Here is a 14,199-nt window from a genome sequence, read left to right on the forward strand (position 1 = left end):
CGATTTTCACCGCTCGACCCGTATCGACGAAGGTTCTTAAACTTCCCAAAAAAGCAGCAAAAAAAGTCCTCCCTGCCGTATTTTGGCATGTGGAGGACTTGGTATGACATTACTTTTACTCTTATTCAGACAAATGTAGAATTTTCACGATCAAATCTGTTTTATCTGTGGCTACTACTGATTTTCCGACACTTTTCTTGTCAGATATCGGTGCAGATTCAGTGGAGAAATGATGTGTTTTTCCTTGTTCAGTCCATGCTATTAGCTGTTTAGGTTCTTTCACATGGTACGCTGTAATAATCCGACTTCCATTAGATCGTACTCGTTTACCTTCTTTGAACTCGAACGTAATGACTCCCTTACCACCACGGGTTTGTAGCGGGTAGTCAAGTAGAAGAGAACGTTTACCGTATCCAAGGTCAGTAATGATAAAGACCTCGCCCTCATCTTCATCCACCCAAAGTGCAGCAACTACTTCATCTTCAGGTTTCAGCTGAATTCCTTTGACCCCGCCAGATACACGTCCCATGGGATTCACTTCATTCTCAAGGAATCGTATACTCATCCCGTCCTTCGTTACGAGAAGGATATGTTTGTCTCCGGTACTTAACTGTACTGTAATAACTTCATCCTCGGCTGCTACTTTACATGCTGCTACAGCAGAAGAACGCTTCGTCACATATTCCTTCAAATCCGTACGCTTCACTTGTCCACGTTTGGTTACAAATACGAGACTTGTCCCTTCTTGCTCAAAAGTACGGATCGGGATCATGCTTATCACTTTATCTTCCTTGGATAAAGGAATCACATTGACGATAGCTGTACCCGGGTCCTTCCACTTGAATTCAGGGATCTGATGTACAGGAAGCAAGAAGTATTGCCCTCGCTGTGTAAAAACAAGCAGGTTATCCAGCGTATTGACGTCTAGCAAAGAATTGATCAAATCTCCATCTTTAACACCCGAACTTGTACGTTCTCCGCCAGAACGAGTAAACGACATCATACTTGTCCGTTTGATATAACCGTCATTTGACAGCGTGACAAGTACATCTTCGGAGTTCACCAATACTTCAAGGTTCACTTTCAGTTCTTCTACCTGTTCTTGAATAGTGGAACGACGGTCAATACCGTATTTATCGCGTATTTCCTTCAGTTCCTTACGTATAATACTGATCAGTTTCCGGTCACTCTCCAGAATGCTGCGCAGTTCTTTTACTTTTTTCTGGATTTCATCCAGTTCTTTTTGCAGTGTTGTTATTTCAAGATTCGTTAAACGGTATAATTGCAAGGTTAGGATAGAATCAGCTTGTCTTTCCGAAAAACCAAACATCCATTCCAGATTGTTTTGCGCATCCTGACGGTTCTTGGATGCCTTGATTGCAGCAATCACTTCATCCAGAATGTTCAGTGCTTTGACTAGACCTTCGAGGACATGTGCTCTGTCTTCTGCTTTTTCCAGATCGTATTGGGTACGGTAAGTGACCACTTCACGCTGATGTGCAATATATGCTTCCAATATTGGTTTGAGTCCAAGCTGGTGCGGTGCCTTATTAACAATAGCAACCATATTGGAGTTATAAGTCACTTGCAGATCGGTCTTTTTGAACAAATAGGCCAAAATACCTTGTGCATCTGCATCCTTTTTCAGCTCTACAACAATTCGCAAACCTTCTCTTCCACTCTCATCACGCACTTCGGCGATTCCTTCGACTTTTTTCTCTAAACGAATCGTCTCCATTGCGGTAACAAGACGTGATTTCACGACCTGATAAGGGATTTCGGTTATTACGATTTGCTGTTTTCCACCGCGAAGGTTCTCGATATCCGTCTTAGAACGAATATAAATACGGCCCTTACCTGTGCGGTAAGCATCCAATATTCCTTCGCCGCCCATAATAATGCCACCCGTTGGAAAATCAGGACCTTTAATGAAGGTCATGATCTCTTCCAGTTCAATGGAAGGCTTCTCCATTACAGCAATACAAGCATCAATGACTTCCCTTAAATTGTGAGGAGGAATCTCAGTTGCAAATCCCGATGAAATCCCACTTGCTCCGTTGACTAGGAGGTTTGGAAACCGGGAAGGAAGAACAACGGGTTCCTTGGCTGTATTATCGAAATTATCTTTAAAAAGTACGGTACGTTTCTCAATATCACGTAATATCTCCATTGCAATTGGAGACAATCTTGCCTCGGTATAACGCATCGCAGCAGCCGGGTCATCATCTTGAGAACCCCAGTTGCCGTGCCCGTCAACCAGCACATGACCCATTTTCCAAGGCTGGGCCATACGAACCATCCCGTCGTAAATGGATGAGTCTCCGTGAGGATGGTAATTACCCATGACATCCCCTACCGTTTTGGCTGATTTCCGATACGGCTTGTCAGGCGTATTATTTGAATCGTACATCGCATACAAGATACGTCTTTGTACAGGTTTAAGCCCATCTCGCACATCAGGGATGGCTCGATCTTGAATTATATATTTAGAGTACCGACCGAAGCGATCACCAACGACCTCTTCAAGAAATGCCGGTAAAAATTGTTCTGATAAACTCATTCAAAGCACCTTCTATTCTTCGTACTCTGTAAAATCAACATTTTCCACGATCCAACGCTTACGCGGATCCACTTTGTCACCCATTAGCGTGGAAACTCTTCTTTCTGCTTTTGCTGCATCTTCAATCTGCACTTGCAGCAAGGTTCTGGACTCCGGATTCATCGTCGTTTCCCACAACTGATCCGGATTCATTTCTCCTAGTCCTTTGTACCTTTGCAGTTCAAATCCTTTACCAAATTCTTTTAAATAGTTCTGCAACTGTTCATCAGTCCAGGCGTATCTTACCGTCTGCAGCTTACCTGTTTTACGTGTAATTTTGTAAAGCGGCGGCTGAGCAATATATACTTTCCCTGCATCGATGAGTGGTTTCATATAACGATAGAAGAAAGTAAGTAAAAGAACCTGAATGTGTGCTCCATCCGTATCTGCGTCAGTCATAATGATAATTTTGGAATAATTGCTGTCTTCTACGGCAAATTCAGTTCCGATTCCGGCTCCAATCGCCGCCATTATTGCACGATATTCTTCATTTTTCATAATGTCCGCAAGCTTTGCTTTTTCAGGATTCATCGGTTTTCCTTTAAGCGGCAAAATAGCCTGTATCTTCGAATCCCTGCCCTGCTTCGCAGAACCACCGGCTGAATCTCCCTCAACTATAAAAAGCTCGGTTCTCGTAAAGTCCTTGGATTGGGCTGGCGTCAGCTTACCTCCAAGATTAGAACTTTCACTACGTTTCTTACCAGAACGCATATCATCTCTAGCCTTACGTGCTGCTTCACGTGCTCTTGAAGCCTGAACTGCTTTCTTAATCAGTGTCTGAGCAATTTGTGGATTTTCTTCCAAAAAACGCTGCAAGTTTTCAGTAACGACTTGATCTACCGTGCTCCGTGCAGATGCACTTCCGAGCTGATCTTTCGTCTGACCTACAAACTCGACCTCAGACATTTTGACGCTGATGACAGCCATCATACCTTCTCTTAAATCATTACCTTCGAGATTCTTATCCTTCTCTTTAATCATACTTGTACGGCGGGCATAGTCATTCATCACCCTTGTATATGCCGTTTTAAAACCGGTCTCATGCGTTCCTCCGCCCCGCGTTGGAATGGAGTTTACGAACGAGGCTATCGTTTCGGTATATCCGGCATTGTATTGAATGGCAATTTCAACTTCGATGTCATCCTTCTCCGTGTTAAAATGGATCACTTCGCTTAGAACATCTTTACCTTCATTCAAATATTCAACAAACTGCCTTGCTCCACCTTCATAATAGAATTCATCCGTTTTGCCTGATCGATCATCTTTAAGAACAATGCGCAGACCGGAATTAAGGAACGCAATTTCCTGAAGTCGCTCTGACAGCGTCTCATAACTTAGAGAAATTCCGTTCTTAAATACCCTACTATCCGGTTTAAAGGTAACTTTAGTGCCCGTCCGGTTTGTATTCCCAAGTACTTCAAGACCTGTTACCGGCTCACCGACATGTTCCTTACCTTTTTTATCAACCCAATACTCAAAACGCATCCGGTGAATTTTGCCTTCCCGGTAAATTTCGACTTCAAGCCACTCGGACAACGCATTCGTCACCGATGCCCCTACGCCGTGTAAACCACCGGACTTTTTGTATCCTCCACCGCCAAATTTACCTCCGGCATGCAGAATCGTATATACCACCTGTGGTGTCGGTACCCCTGTCTTGTGCATTCCTGTCGGTATACCACGTCCATTGTCATATACGGTAACAGAACCATCTTTATGTAACGATATTTCAATTTTGTTACAATACTTGGCTAAATGCTCATCGACAGCATTGTCGACAATTTCCCACACTAAATGGTGCAAGCCTGAATTACTTGTGCTACCAATATACATCCCTGGTCTTTTCCGTACAGCGACAAGTCCTTCCAGCACCTGAATATCATCAGCGCCATATCCAGCTTCTATATCTTTGCCGGAGATGTTTGCAGATAGATCCATTTCCTGGGCCATAAATGCTCCCCCTCTTATGCCTTCACTCTTTTTATGAATGATCACACTTTAGAATATTAATAAATTTGTAATACGGACCCTCTCTATAGAAATCCTCATAATAAAACATAAACAAATTATGGAAACCTACTCTGTTTTTACCTTACTTCATTGAAAAATGCAAACAGATGTTTTCTTATCCTTGTCCATTTTAATTCAAGATATCCCGTTTCGTAAAGACAAGGAATGAAACAAACAGTGCTACCAATCCCCAGATAGAAAGCACACCTAGTGAAAATAACAAGGTCATCCCTTCAATTGGTGGCAAAGTACCCGATAAATAACCGGTCAGTCCAAGGTTTACCATGAATAAATATTTAGCACTGCTCCATGAGGAGGCCATGTTCGTTAATATGCTCCCTGATATCAACGCAGCCATCATAATGACAATACTCGCAGAAGTACTTCTCACAAGAGTCGACACCATAAAAGAAAGTACAGCTACGACTAAACTTACAAACCAGATAAGCCCGGACTGCATAAGTAAATACTTCCACTGGGGAATCATATGCACCTTCGACATATCCACATCCGAACCGGTAATTTGAAAACCGGTGAAGATAGGCATCGTAAATCCTTTATATCCAAAAAAGAGCCCTGCTATGAGATAGCATATAACAAATACAGCAAGAACGATAAGGGAAACAAACAGAAACAATGTAATTAACTTGCTGAGCAAAATTTTCCACCGCCGAACCGGTCTTGTCAGCAGCATTTTAATTGTACCTGATGTTCTTTCTCCAGATACGAGATCCGAAGCCATGGCGACCACAAGCAGAGGAATAAACAAATTAATGGAATTGTTCATAAACTCTCTCGTAAACGTAACTCCGCTAGGTTCATTCGGATTTAGATCATGCTCGAGGTAGTACTGAAGCTGCTGAATATAAATTCTACGATACTTCTTCCATTCCTCCGGAACCCGATCACTTCCGAGTGAATTCTGATTATCCGTTATTGCTTGCTGCATTTCAAGTCGCCAGTCGTTTCCAAACTTCTCACGTTTCGTTTCCGACTCTTTCATTTGTGCATAGGTAAACATCGGCGTAAGCACGAGCAGCACAAGAATAATCACATAAAATCTTTTCTTCTTGATCATTTTAATGGTCTCATTCTTGACCAAGGGTAAAAGATTATTCAATAGATTCACCTTCTGTCATCCGTAAAAATAACTGTTCAAGTGTTGGATTTACCCTTTGTACTCCCTCTACCTTTACACCGGCTCTGACCATGGTCTTCACCATTTCGGACACCAATTCCTCAGGCATTTCTGTAATGACCGCATTCGGTCCGAGACTCGCAATCAAGGCGTCATCGAGCATCGAGGTATCTTTAATTCTCTTAATTCGTGGATGATTCATAAGCCAGCGAGCTCCCTCATCAGAGGGCGTTAGATGCCATACCGTAACATGGCTGTGTTCTCCAATGAGTTCATCAACCTTTCCTACGGTGAGCACCTCACCCTTATTAATAATCGCTACACGGTCACAAAGAAGCTGTATTTCACTCAGCAGATGGCTGCTGACAAGAACGGCCAAACCTTCTTCAGCTAGCTTCTTAATAAAAGCTCTCAATTCTTTGATCCCCTTAGGATCCAGTCCATTGGTTGGTTCATCTAAGATAAGCAGTTTTGGTCTTCCTAGTAAGGCTTGAGCAATACCAAGTCGCTGACGCATACCTAGCGAATAGGTACTTACTTTATCATGTATCCGCTGATCCAGTCCTACAATCTGAGCTACCTCATAAATACGATCTTCACTGACATCCGGAAGCATTCTTGCAAAATGCTCAAGATTTTCAAACCCTGTAAGATAGGTATACATCTCCGGATTTTCTACAATAGAACCTACATACCTCAGCGCATGTTCAGGCTTCTGATGAACAACGTATCCGCACACACTGACAACACCTTCTGTCGGCTTAATTAAGTCGACAAGCATACGGATCGTCGTCGTTTTGCCGGCCCCGTTTGGACCTAAAAAGCCAAAGATTTCTCCAGCGTAAACATCAAAAGTAACATCTTTAATGATCCACTTCCGTTTTATCTTTTTTTTCAAATGTTTAACAGACAGTACGATATCCTTCTCTTCTTCACTCGTCATCGGTCTCCACCTTTTTTCCATGTTGATCAGTGATGCCAAGCACTTCTACAATACGCTCTGCCATTTCTTCATACCCTTGCGCGTTTGGATGAAAGTGATCACTTGCAAGCAGCTCTGGAACATTGTTCTCAAACAGATCAAATGTGGAGACAAGAGCCATCTGGTCGTATGTATTAATTAGCTCAAGTGCCTTACTGTTCCACGCTGTAACTACAGCATTCCCAATTTGTTTCAGATCTTTTAAATCACTGAATGGATTGTATAAACCCATATATATAATTTGTGCGTCTGGATTAATCTCAGCAATCTTTTTCAGCACTTCTTTTAACGAACTCGAGGCCTTAGGCAATATTTTATACAGTTCAGCAGTATCAGGGATATCACTTTCTGCACTCTGATACGCCTGAGCACCTTTAAACAGATCATTTGCACCAATAGACAAAAGGATCATATTCGATTGCTGTAATGTATATTTCACGCCTGCCTCATCAAGTTGAGGGAGTAATTTTTCTGCTGTAAGCCCATTGATTGCAAGATTCGCTGTAACTTTCACCTCTTTACCGTCCTCCTGCAGCATACTGACTACTCTTCGGACAAAGCCTTTGCCTTCGTCATCTCCAGTCCCTTTGGCAAGTGAATCTCCAATAGCAGCAATTTTGATTTCTTTATTTTGTTCTATAGGTGGCGAGGTAACAGCAGGCTCTTTCTGTTCAGGTATAAAAGCGGTATCACCAGAAGGGTTCACAATATCCTGAACTGCAACTATGAATCCATAGACAAGCACAATTGTCATAAGGATAGATAAAGTACTTACCGTAATCCATATTTTACTTGATGACTTCACAAGAACATTCCCTTCGAGCTGTATTTACTTAAAATAAACATAAAACTTCCCGTCCTTATTTGCAAATGGGCTCTCTTCCTCTCTTTCTTTTACTATTTGCCAAAATAGAAAAAAAAGACCTCCAACACGTGGAGATCTCAAAATAACAGCAAAATAATATGGCACCTAAAAAATATGGCGTCTTGCAAAAAGGTGAATCTTAAGATTATGTTATTAAATTAACGAATTGAAATGTATTATTTTCCGACAAAAGCTTGAGCCCAATATCCATTTACATAACCTACGCCGATCAGCGTAAAGTTTTTGTTCATGATGTTCGCTCTGTGACCAGGGCTATTCATCCAAGCTTTAACAACTTCAGCAGGAGTTTTTTGCCCTTTGGCAATGTTCTCTCCAGCATAGTTAAATGTAATTCCAAATTTTTTCATCATATCAAATGGCGAACCATAAGTCGGAGATGTGTGACTAAAATATTTATTCGTATTCATGTCTTTCGCTTTTGCTACAGCCATTTTAGTTAGATTCGTATGAATCACAAGTGGCTTAAGGCCAGCTTTCTTCCGTTCCTTATTTACCAGTGACACCACTTCTTTAGCATAGGCGGATACAACAGAAGAACTGCTCTGAGCTTTAGTTGATGTTGTGCTAGCTGAAGCAATGTCTGCTCCAGGAATGAGCATTCCAGCTGCTAGTACAGCGGACAAACTTCCTGCAATAATCGTTTTTTGAAGAACGTTCTTTTTCAAAATAAATCAACTCCTAATTAAATGTTACAATTTTGTAACTGGTATGAGTAGGATTATATCAGCACTTTACGACTTTGTTAACCCATAAATAATGGAAATAGTTAAAAAGTCGTAACTTTTTGCGTTTCTAGTATTAGATTCGAAATGTAAGAAAAGATACAGAAAAAGTTTCCAGCAAAAACTAATATATAGAGATCATGGATCAAAAAAAACCTAATGACCATATGGCCATTAGGTTTTTCATTTTGAATACATTCAATAAAAATGGAGTCTGTCTCGTATATATAGATTACAGCGATTTGCTGAACCGATACCCATGTTTGATAAAGCCGATGTGCTCGTAAAATGGGTATGACGACTTATGTTGCTCTCGATTGCCTTCGATAATGAGCAATTTTTCGCTTCCATGTTCACGCGCCCAACCTTCTGCTAGTTCCAGAAGTCTGCGTCCAATCCCTTCACCTCGGTGAGAATCACGGACAATTAACGAGGTGATCTGTGTCGCTTGCTTAGGATTTGCATGAGATTGAACACATTGCAGACCTAACATAGCGACAACCTCGTCGTCTACTTCAGCTACTAACATACATGCTTTCTCACTCATTTGGCTCGCCTCGATGCGTTCCCGCATAACTCCTGGGGTGGCTGGATATCTGACCTCATGCATCAGACTCGTCACCGCATCCACATCGTGCAGTTCACATGCTCGAATCGTCAGTACTGGGGCCTCTACATTACTTAACATGGTTTACCTCCACTTTCAGCATATTTGCGGCTTGTTTTGCCGTATCACGTGCATTCTCAACATCAACAGATGCACTTAAAGCTACAGCCATTCTTCTTCCTACTTTAGTCTCAGGTTTCCCAAATATACGAACTTGAGTCCTTGGTATAGATAGTGCTTCTGACACTCCATTAATTTTGTAGGATGTTGTCTCTGAATCGGCTTTTAGTGTAGCAGAAGCTCCTGGTGTTAACAATTCAACCCCAGTAACCGGAAACCCAAGAATTGCCCTTACATGTAGTGCAAATTCAGACAAATCCTGTGTAACCATGGTAACCATTCCGGTATCATGAGGACGTGGAGATACTTCGCTAAATACGACTCCGTCCTTCGTCAGAAAAAGTTCGACTCCAAATAAACCGTATCCACCTAGCTCATCTGTAATACTTTTCGCAATATGTTTTGCCTCATTCAGCTGCTTTTCGTTCATCGGATGCGGCTGCCAGGATTCAACATAATCCCCATCCTTCTGAATATGCCCAATCGGAGGACAAAATACCGTTCCTGATACTGAACGCACCGTAAGTAATGTAATTTCGCTTTCAAATTCCACAAAGGCTTCGACGATCACACGAGTTGTTTTGGCTCTAGCACCGTCTAGTGCTGCATTCCAGCTAAGTTCAGCATCTTCATACGTACGGCATACGCTTTGACCTTTACCTGATGAACTCATTAGCGGCTTCACAACACAAGGTGTCCCAAGTTCACGTACAGCAGCTTGTAGTTCTTCCAGACTATCTGCAAACCGATAAGCAGCTGTCGGAAGTCCAAGTTCCTCTGCTGCGAGGCGGCGAATCCCTTCCCGGTCCATCGTAAGCCTTGTCGCTCTAGCTGTTGGCACGACACGAAAATGTTCATGTTCGAGCTCAACGAGTGCATCTGTGGCGATCGCTTCTATCTCGGGAACGATAACATCGGGTTGTTCTTTCCGAATAATCTCTTTCAGTAGTTCCCCATCCAGCATATCAATACAGTATGACCTATGGGCGATTTGCATCGCAGGAGCATTATCGTAGCGATCAACGGCAATGGTCTCAACACCAAGTCTTTGTGCTTCAATAATGACTTCTTTTCCTAATTCTCCACTGCCGAGCAGCAGCAACTTTTTGGCTTCAGCCGAAAAAGGAGCACCCCACATTTCTCTCCCATCCCCCTATGTGAGAAATCTATTTCTATTTCTCTATTTTCGGGGTTCTCGCGGCAGAATGCAAGAGTGCTCGACTTTTTTCTTGTGAATATTACATGGATTTTCGTTTTTTCGCGGACAAATTTTACAAAAATCTGAATTGAGCTTCAATTAATCCGTTATATATTCCTTGTTTTTGGATGAGTTGGTGGTGATTCCCTTGTTCCTTGATTTCACCATGATCTAGTACAATGATGTTGTCTGCATTTCGGATCGTTGACAGTCGGTGAGCTACCATAAATGAAGTTCTTCCTTCCAGAAGGACCTTCAGAGCTTCCTGAATTTTCAGTTCTGTCTCCGTATCAATGCTCGCTGTTGCCTCATCAAGAATAAGAATTCTCGGATCGGCAAGGAGAGCTCTTGCAAATGACAACAACTGACGTTGACCCATCGATAGTACATTCCCACGCTCTTCCACTTCGGTATCATAACCACCAGGCAGTTTCTCGATAAATTCATGAGCATTTACTGCTTTTGCTGCTGCTTCTACCTCTTCATCTGTAGCATCCAGACGTCCAAATCTGATATTGTCACGAATTGTACCCGAGAAAATAAAGGTGTCTTGAAGTACGATACCAATCTGGCTTCGCAAACTACGTATCGTCACATCTCTGATATCATAACCATCAATCGTTAGTTTTCCATCAGTAACATCGTAGAACCTGCTGAGCAAATTAATGATCGTACTTTTACCAGAACCGGTATGTCCTACGAGAGCAATGGACTCGCCTGCTTTGACATCCAGATCTATTCCTTTTAGTGCCTGACGTCCCTTTTCGTATTCAAAAACAATATGTTCAAATTTAATATCGCCTTTGATGGTTGGGATAGGTTTAGCATTCTCCTTATCTGCGATTCCTGGTTCTTCATCCATAAATTCAAAAATTCGTTCAGAAGATGCCATGGCGACAAGAAGCTGATTATACATCTGGCCTAAACGGTTAATAGGGTCCCAGAAGTTCCCAACATAGTTAGCAAATGCAACGAGAAGACCAATGGTCAACGCTTCATTTTGAATCAAATAAGCACCATACCAAAACAAGATTAAGGAACCCACTCCACCAGTAATTTCGATCAGTGGACCGAACCCTTGGTTCATGGTAGAAGCTCTGTTCCATGATTTACGGCTCGTCATGTTCATTTGATCAAAGAACTTCATATTCTCTTCTTCTTGCGTGTAAGCTTGTGTAACACGGATACCTTGAATGGATTCATTAAGATGTGAATTGATCCGTGAATTTTTCATTCGGACATCTTGCCACGCACGTCTGATTCGAACCCTAAGTTTGGTTGAAATGAGGAACATGACTGGGACAGTCAGGATGACAGCAAGACCTAGTTTCCAATTGATAAAGAGCAAGATTACGATGATACCAACGAGCTGAACACAGTCAATCATGAGGTTAACAACCCCGTTAGTAAACAAATCCTGTAAGGAGTTGATATCATTTGTAATCCGCACCATAACCGAACCGGCTGGTCTTTTATCAAAAAATGAGAACGATAATTTTTGAATATGTTTAAACAAATCAGATCTTAAATCATAGATGACACGCTGACCAATAATATTCGTGTATTTGATCCGATAAGTAGCGGCTGCCCATTGAATAATATAAAGCAGTAGAATCCCACCTGCGATCCAATACAATAATCGCAAACTTGGCATACTGCCATCTGAAGGTGAAATCGCACTGTCAATGGCAAGACTGATCAGATAAGGCACGGTCAGCTTTGTTATTGTACCTAACACCATCATGATAATAATAATCGGTAACAGCTGTTTTGCATAAGGTTTCATATAAGAGAATAGTCTTGTAAACTCTCCCCAGTTAAACGGCTTCTCTATGACATCGTCATCCTGATAGACAAACCGTTCTTGATTTTTCTTTTCCTTAATGCCAGGAATTTTCTTACTCTCTGCTGCTGACTCGGCACTCATGAGTTCACCTGCTTTCCGGGAGCCCGCACTTCACGAGCGATATGATCTGCATATTGAATATGATAGACATCTTGATATTGACCAGGAACCCTGATCAGTTCATCGTGAGTCCCCCGTTGAACGACTCGACCTTCATCCAGTACCAGTATTTCATCAGCGTGCCTTAGTGAAGAGATCCGGTGCGCAATAATAAACGTAGTTCTTCCCCGCATAACTTCTTGGAAACCAGATTGAATCTCATGTTCCGTTTCCATGTCCACCGCACTTGTTGCATCGTCGAGAATAAGTATTTTTGGATTTTTCAGAAGTGCCCTTGCGATGGCAATCCTTTGTTTCTGCCCACCCGATAAGCCCATACCACGCTCACCGACAATGGTGTCATACCCGAGCGGCATCTCCATGATAAAATCATGAGCCTTCGCCAGTTGCGAAGCACGGATAATTTCATCCATGGTTACATCTTTTAGTCCATATGCAATGTTATTACGAATACTGGATGAGAACAAGAACGTTTCCTGGAAAACTGCAGCAATTTGACTACGTAAACTACGAATGTTAATATCGTTAATCTCCATACCATCAATCTTGATGGAACCGGAGTTAATGTTGTATGCACGCATCAAAAGCTGAATTATTGTTGATTTACCTGAACCAGTACCACCAAGAAAACCAACGACGGTTCCAGGAGGTGCTTCCAAATTAATATCTGTAACAGCTGCAATCTTATTACCATAAGCAAAAGTTACTTTGTCAAAGGAAACATGCCCCTTCACCTGATCCGGTGCGAGAATAATGGAATCCTCTGTGTCCTGTACATCAATAGGCTGGTTAAGCAGTTCCAGTACCCGCTCTCCCGAAGCTTTGGACTGAGTGTAGTTGTTGATATGAAATCCGATATTCCACATCGGACCGATTATGTACCATATTAAACTAAAGAAAGCAACGAGTTCACCGAGTGATAACTCTTTTTGTATAACTAATCTGCCGCCAATCACAAGAAGCAAAACAATACTTAGAGAAGCCAGCAGCTCCATAATTGGAAAGAATTTAGCCCATAAGGTGGAGGCAAAAATCTGATTCGATTTGTATCGTTCGTTGCGCAGTGAGAACTTATCTACTTCATGAGGTTCACGCGCAAACGATTTGACGGTACGTACCCCTGTTATGTTTTCTTGCACTGCTGTCGTAAGCGAGCTCATCGCTAGTCGCATCTCTTGAAAAGCAGGGTGAATCTGCGTTTCAAATTTCAGAGCAACGAAAACGAGAAGTGGCATGAAAATAAGCGTAAGTAAGGTAAGCTGCCAGTTGATTGAGAACATCATGATCGAACCAAACAAAACCATAAGAACCATGTTTAAAATCTGAGCAAATCCAAATCCGATAAAGTTACGAATCGCTTCCAGGTCCCCCGTTAGCCTAGACATCAGATCCCCTGTTTTCGCCGTATCATAATACCGGAACGATAAAAACTGTAATTTTTCGTAACAGGCATTCCGTAAACGATAAGCAAGGTAGTTACCAAGCCTAGCGCCAAAAAAACCGTGTAAAAACTGCAATGCCGACTTCACAATAACAACTCCGAGTACGGTTAGGGCAAGCATGGGAACGCCTTCAAAATTGCGGGGCGTAATCATGTCGTCAATGAGTACACGCAGTAGATTCGGGTACACGAGCCCGAGTGCAGTCGCTAAGGCCAAGCAAAGTATTGATAAAAACAACAAATTGCGTTTGGACCAGAAAAAGCTCTGCAGTTGCCTGAGAACATCCATGTTTCTCCTCCTTAAAATACTTTCTTATCTTGTATGAACATTAATGAAGTTTATCACCGCCTTACCACCCCGGCAAAGCGGGAAACGACTCATATTCCGCCTTCTTTTAGTATGAAAGGGCAATATAAGGAAATAAACGCCATCTCTCAATTAAATGGTCAGATATCCTCTTCTATTCGGGGTCATTCAAGCAAAAAAACACCCCCTCCGCGAAAAACGCGAAGTAAAGGTGTTTTGCACG

Annotated in this window: 9 protein-coding genes and 1 pseudogene; all 10 read right to left on the reverse strand. The window is 42.1% G+C overall.

Features of this window, described 5'->3' with window-relative positions; genetic code table 11:
- Positions 1–121 precede the first annotated feature (121 nt).
- A complete protein-coding gene (gene gyrA / locus KFT32_RS00080; protein ID WP_211744924.1) occupies positions 122–2,560 on the reverse strand; it encodes a DNA gyrase subunit A in 2,439 nt (812 codons plus the stop codon).
- A gap of 12 nt (positions 2,561–2,572) precedes the next feature.
- Positions 2,573–4,549: a DNA topoisomerase IV subunit B gene (parE, locus tag KFT32_RS00085; RefSeq protein WP_211744926.1), complete on the reverse strand. Its 1,977-nt coding sequence runs from the start codon at positions 4,547–4,549 to the stop codon at positions 2,573–2,575.
- Between the two features lie 190 nt (positions 4,550–4,739).
- On the reverse strand, positions 4,740–5,729 hold the full coding sequence (locus tag KFT32_RS00090) for an ABC transporter permease (protein ID WP_211744927.1): 990 nt from the start codon (positions 5,727–5,729) through the stop codon (positions 4,740–4,742).
- Positions 5,722–6,690, reverse strand: a complete 969-nt coding sequence (locus tag KFT32_RS00095) for an ABC transporter ATP-binding protein (protein ID WP_211744929.1) — start codon at positions 6,688–6,690, stop codon at positions 5,722–5,724. Before KFT32_RS00095 ends, KFT32_RS00090 begins: the two co-directional genes overlap by 8 nt.
- Positions 6,680–7,534, reverse strand: coding sequence for a GDSL-type esterase/lipase family protein (locus tag KFT32_RS00100; protein WP_211744930.1), 855 nt, complete (start codon positions 7,532–7,534; stop codon positions 6,680–6,682). The genes KFT32_RS00095 and KFT32_RS00100 overlap by 11 nt, the downstream gene beginning before the upstream one ends.
- Before the next feature lie 236 nt (positions 7,535–7,770).
- A pseudogene (locus KFT32_RS00105) lies at positions 7,771–8,190 on the reverse strand (CAP domain-containing protein); the annotation flags it as partial.
- 379 nt (positions 8,191–8,569) lie between these two features.
- Positions 8,570–9,025, reverse strand: a complete 456-nt coding sequence (locus KFT32_RS00110) for a GNAT family N-acetyltransferase (protein ID WP_211744931.1) — start codon at positions 9,023–9,025, stop codon at positions 8,570–8,572.
- Complete coding sequence (gene purT, locus KFT32_RS00115; RefSeq protein ID WP_211744932.1) at positions 9,015–10,202, reverse strand: formate-dependent phosphoribosylglycinamide formyltransferase; 1,188 nt, start codon at positions 10,200–10,202, stop codon at positions 9,015–9,017. The genes KFT32_RS00110 and purT overlap by 11 nt, the downstream gene beginning before the upstream one ends.
- 133 nt (positions 10,203–10,335) lie before the next feature.
- Positions 10,336–12,189: an ABC transporter ATP-binding protein gene (locus tag KFT32_RS00120; protein WP_211744933.1), complete on the reverse strand. Its 1,854-nt coding sequence runs from the start codon at positions 12,187–12,189 to the stop codon at positions 10,336–10,338.
- The gene (locus KFT32_RS00125) at positions 12,186–13,958 is read right to left on the reverse strand and encodes an ABC transporter ATP-binding protein (protein ID WP_211744934.1); all 1,773 of its coding nucleotides are present in this window, start codon (positions 13,956–13,958) and stop codon (positions 12,186–12,188) included. Before KFT32_RS00125 ends, KFT32_RS00120 begins: the two co-directional genes overlap by 4 nt.
- Between the last annotated feature and the right edge of the window lie 241 nt (positions 13,959–14,199).

This window comes from Paenibacillus sp. Marseille-Q4541 (genome assembly GCF_018310695.1).
Taxonomy (GTDB): domain Bacteria; phylum Bacillota; class Bacilli; order Paenibacillales; family Paenibacillaceae; genus Paenibacillus.

Excerpts from the sequence above, each read along its gene's own strand:
- KFT32_RS00095 (WP_211744929.1), bottom strand. The coding sequence starts at position 6,690 with ATGACGAGTGAAGAAGAGAAGGATATCGTACTGTCTGTTAAACATTTG.
- KFT32_RS00125 (WP_211744934.1), bottom strand. The coding sequence starts at position 13,958 with ATGGATGTTCTCAGGCAACTGCAGAGCTTTTTCTGGTCCAAACGCAAT.
- purT (WP_211744932.1), bottom strand. The coding sequence starts at position 10,202 with ATGTGGGGTGCTCCTTTTTCGGCTGAAGCCAAAAAGTTGCTGCTGCTC.
- gyrA (WP_211744924.1), bottom strand. The coding sequence starts at position 2,560 with ATGAGTTTATCAGAACAATTTTTACCGGCATTTCTTGAAGAGGTCGTT.
- KFT32_RS00120 (WP_211744933.1), bottom strand. The coding sequence starts at position 12,189 with ATGAGTGCCGAGTCAGCAGCAGAGAGTAAGAAAATTCCTGGCATTAAG.
- parE (WP_211744926.1), bottom strand. The coding sequence starts at position 4,549 with ATGGCCCAGGAAATGGATCTATCTGCAAACATCTCCGGCAAAGATATA.
- KFT32_RS00110 (WP_211744931.1), bottom strand. The coding sequence starts at position 9,025 with ATGTTAAGTAATGTAGAGGCCCCAGTACTGACGATTCGAGCATGTGAA.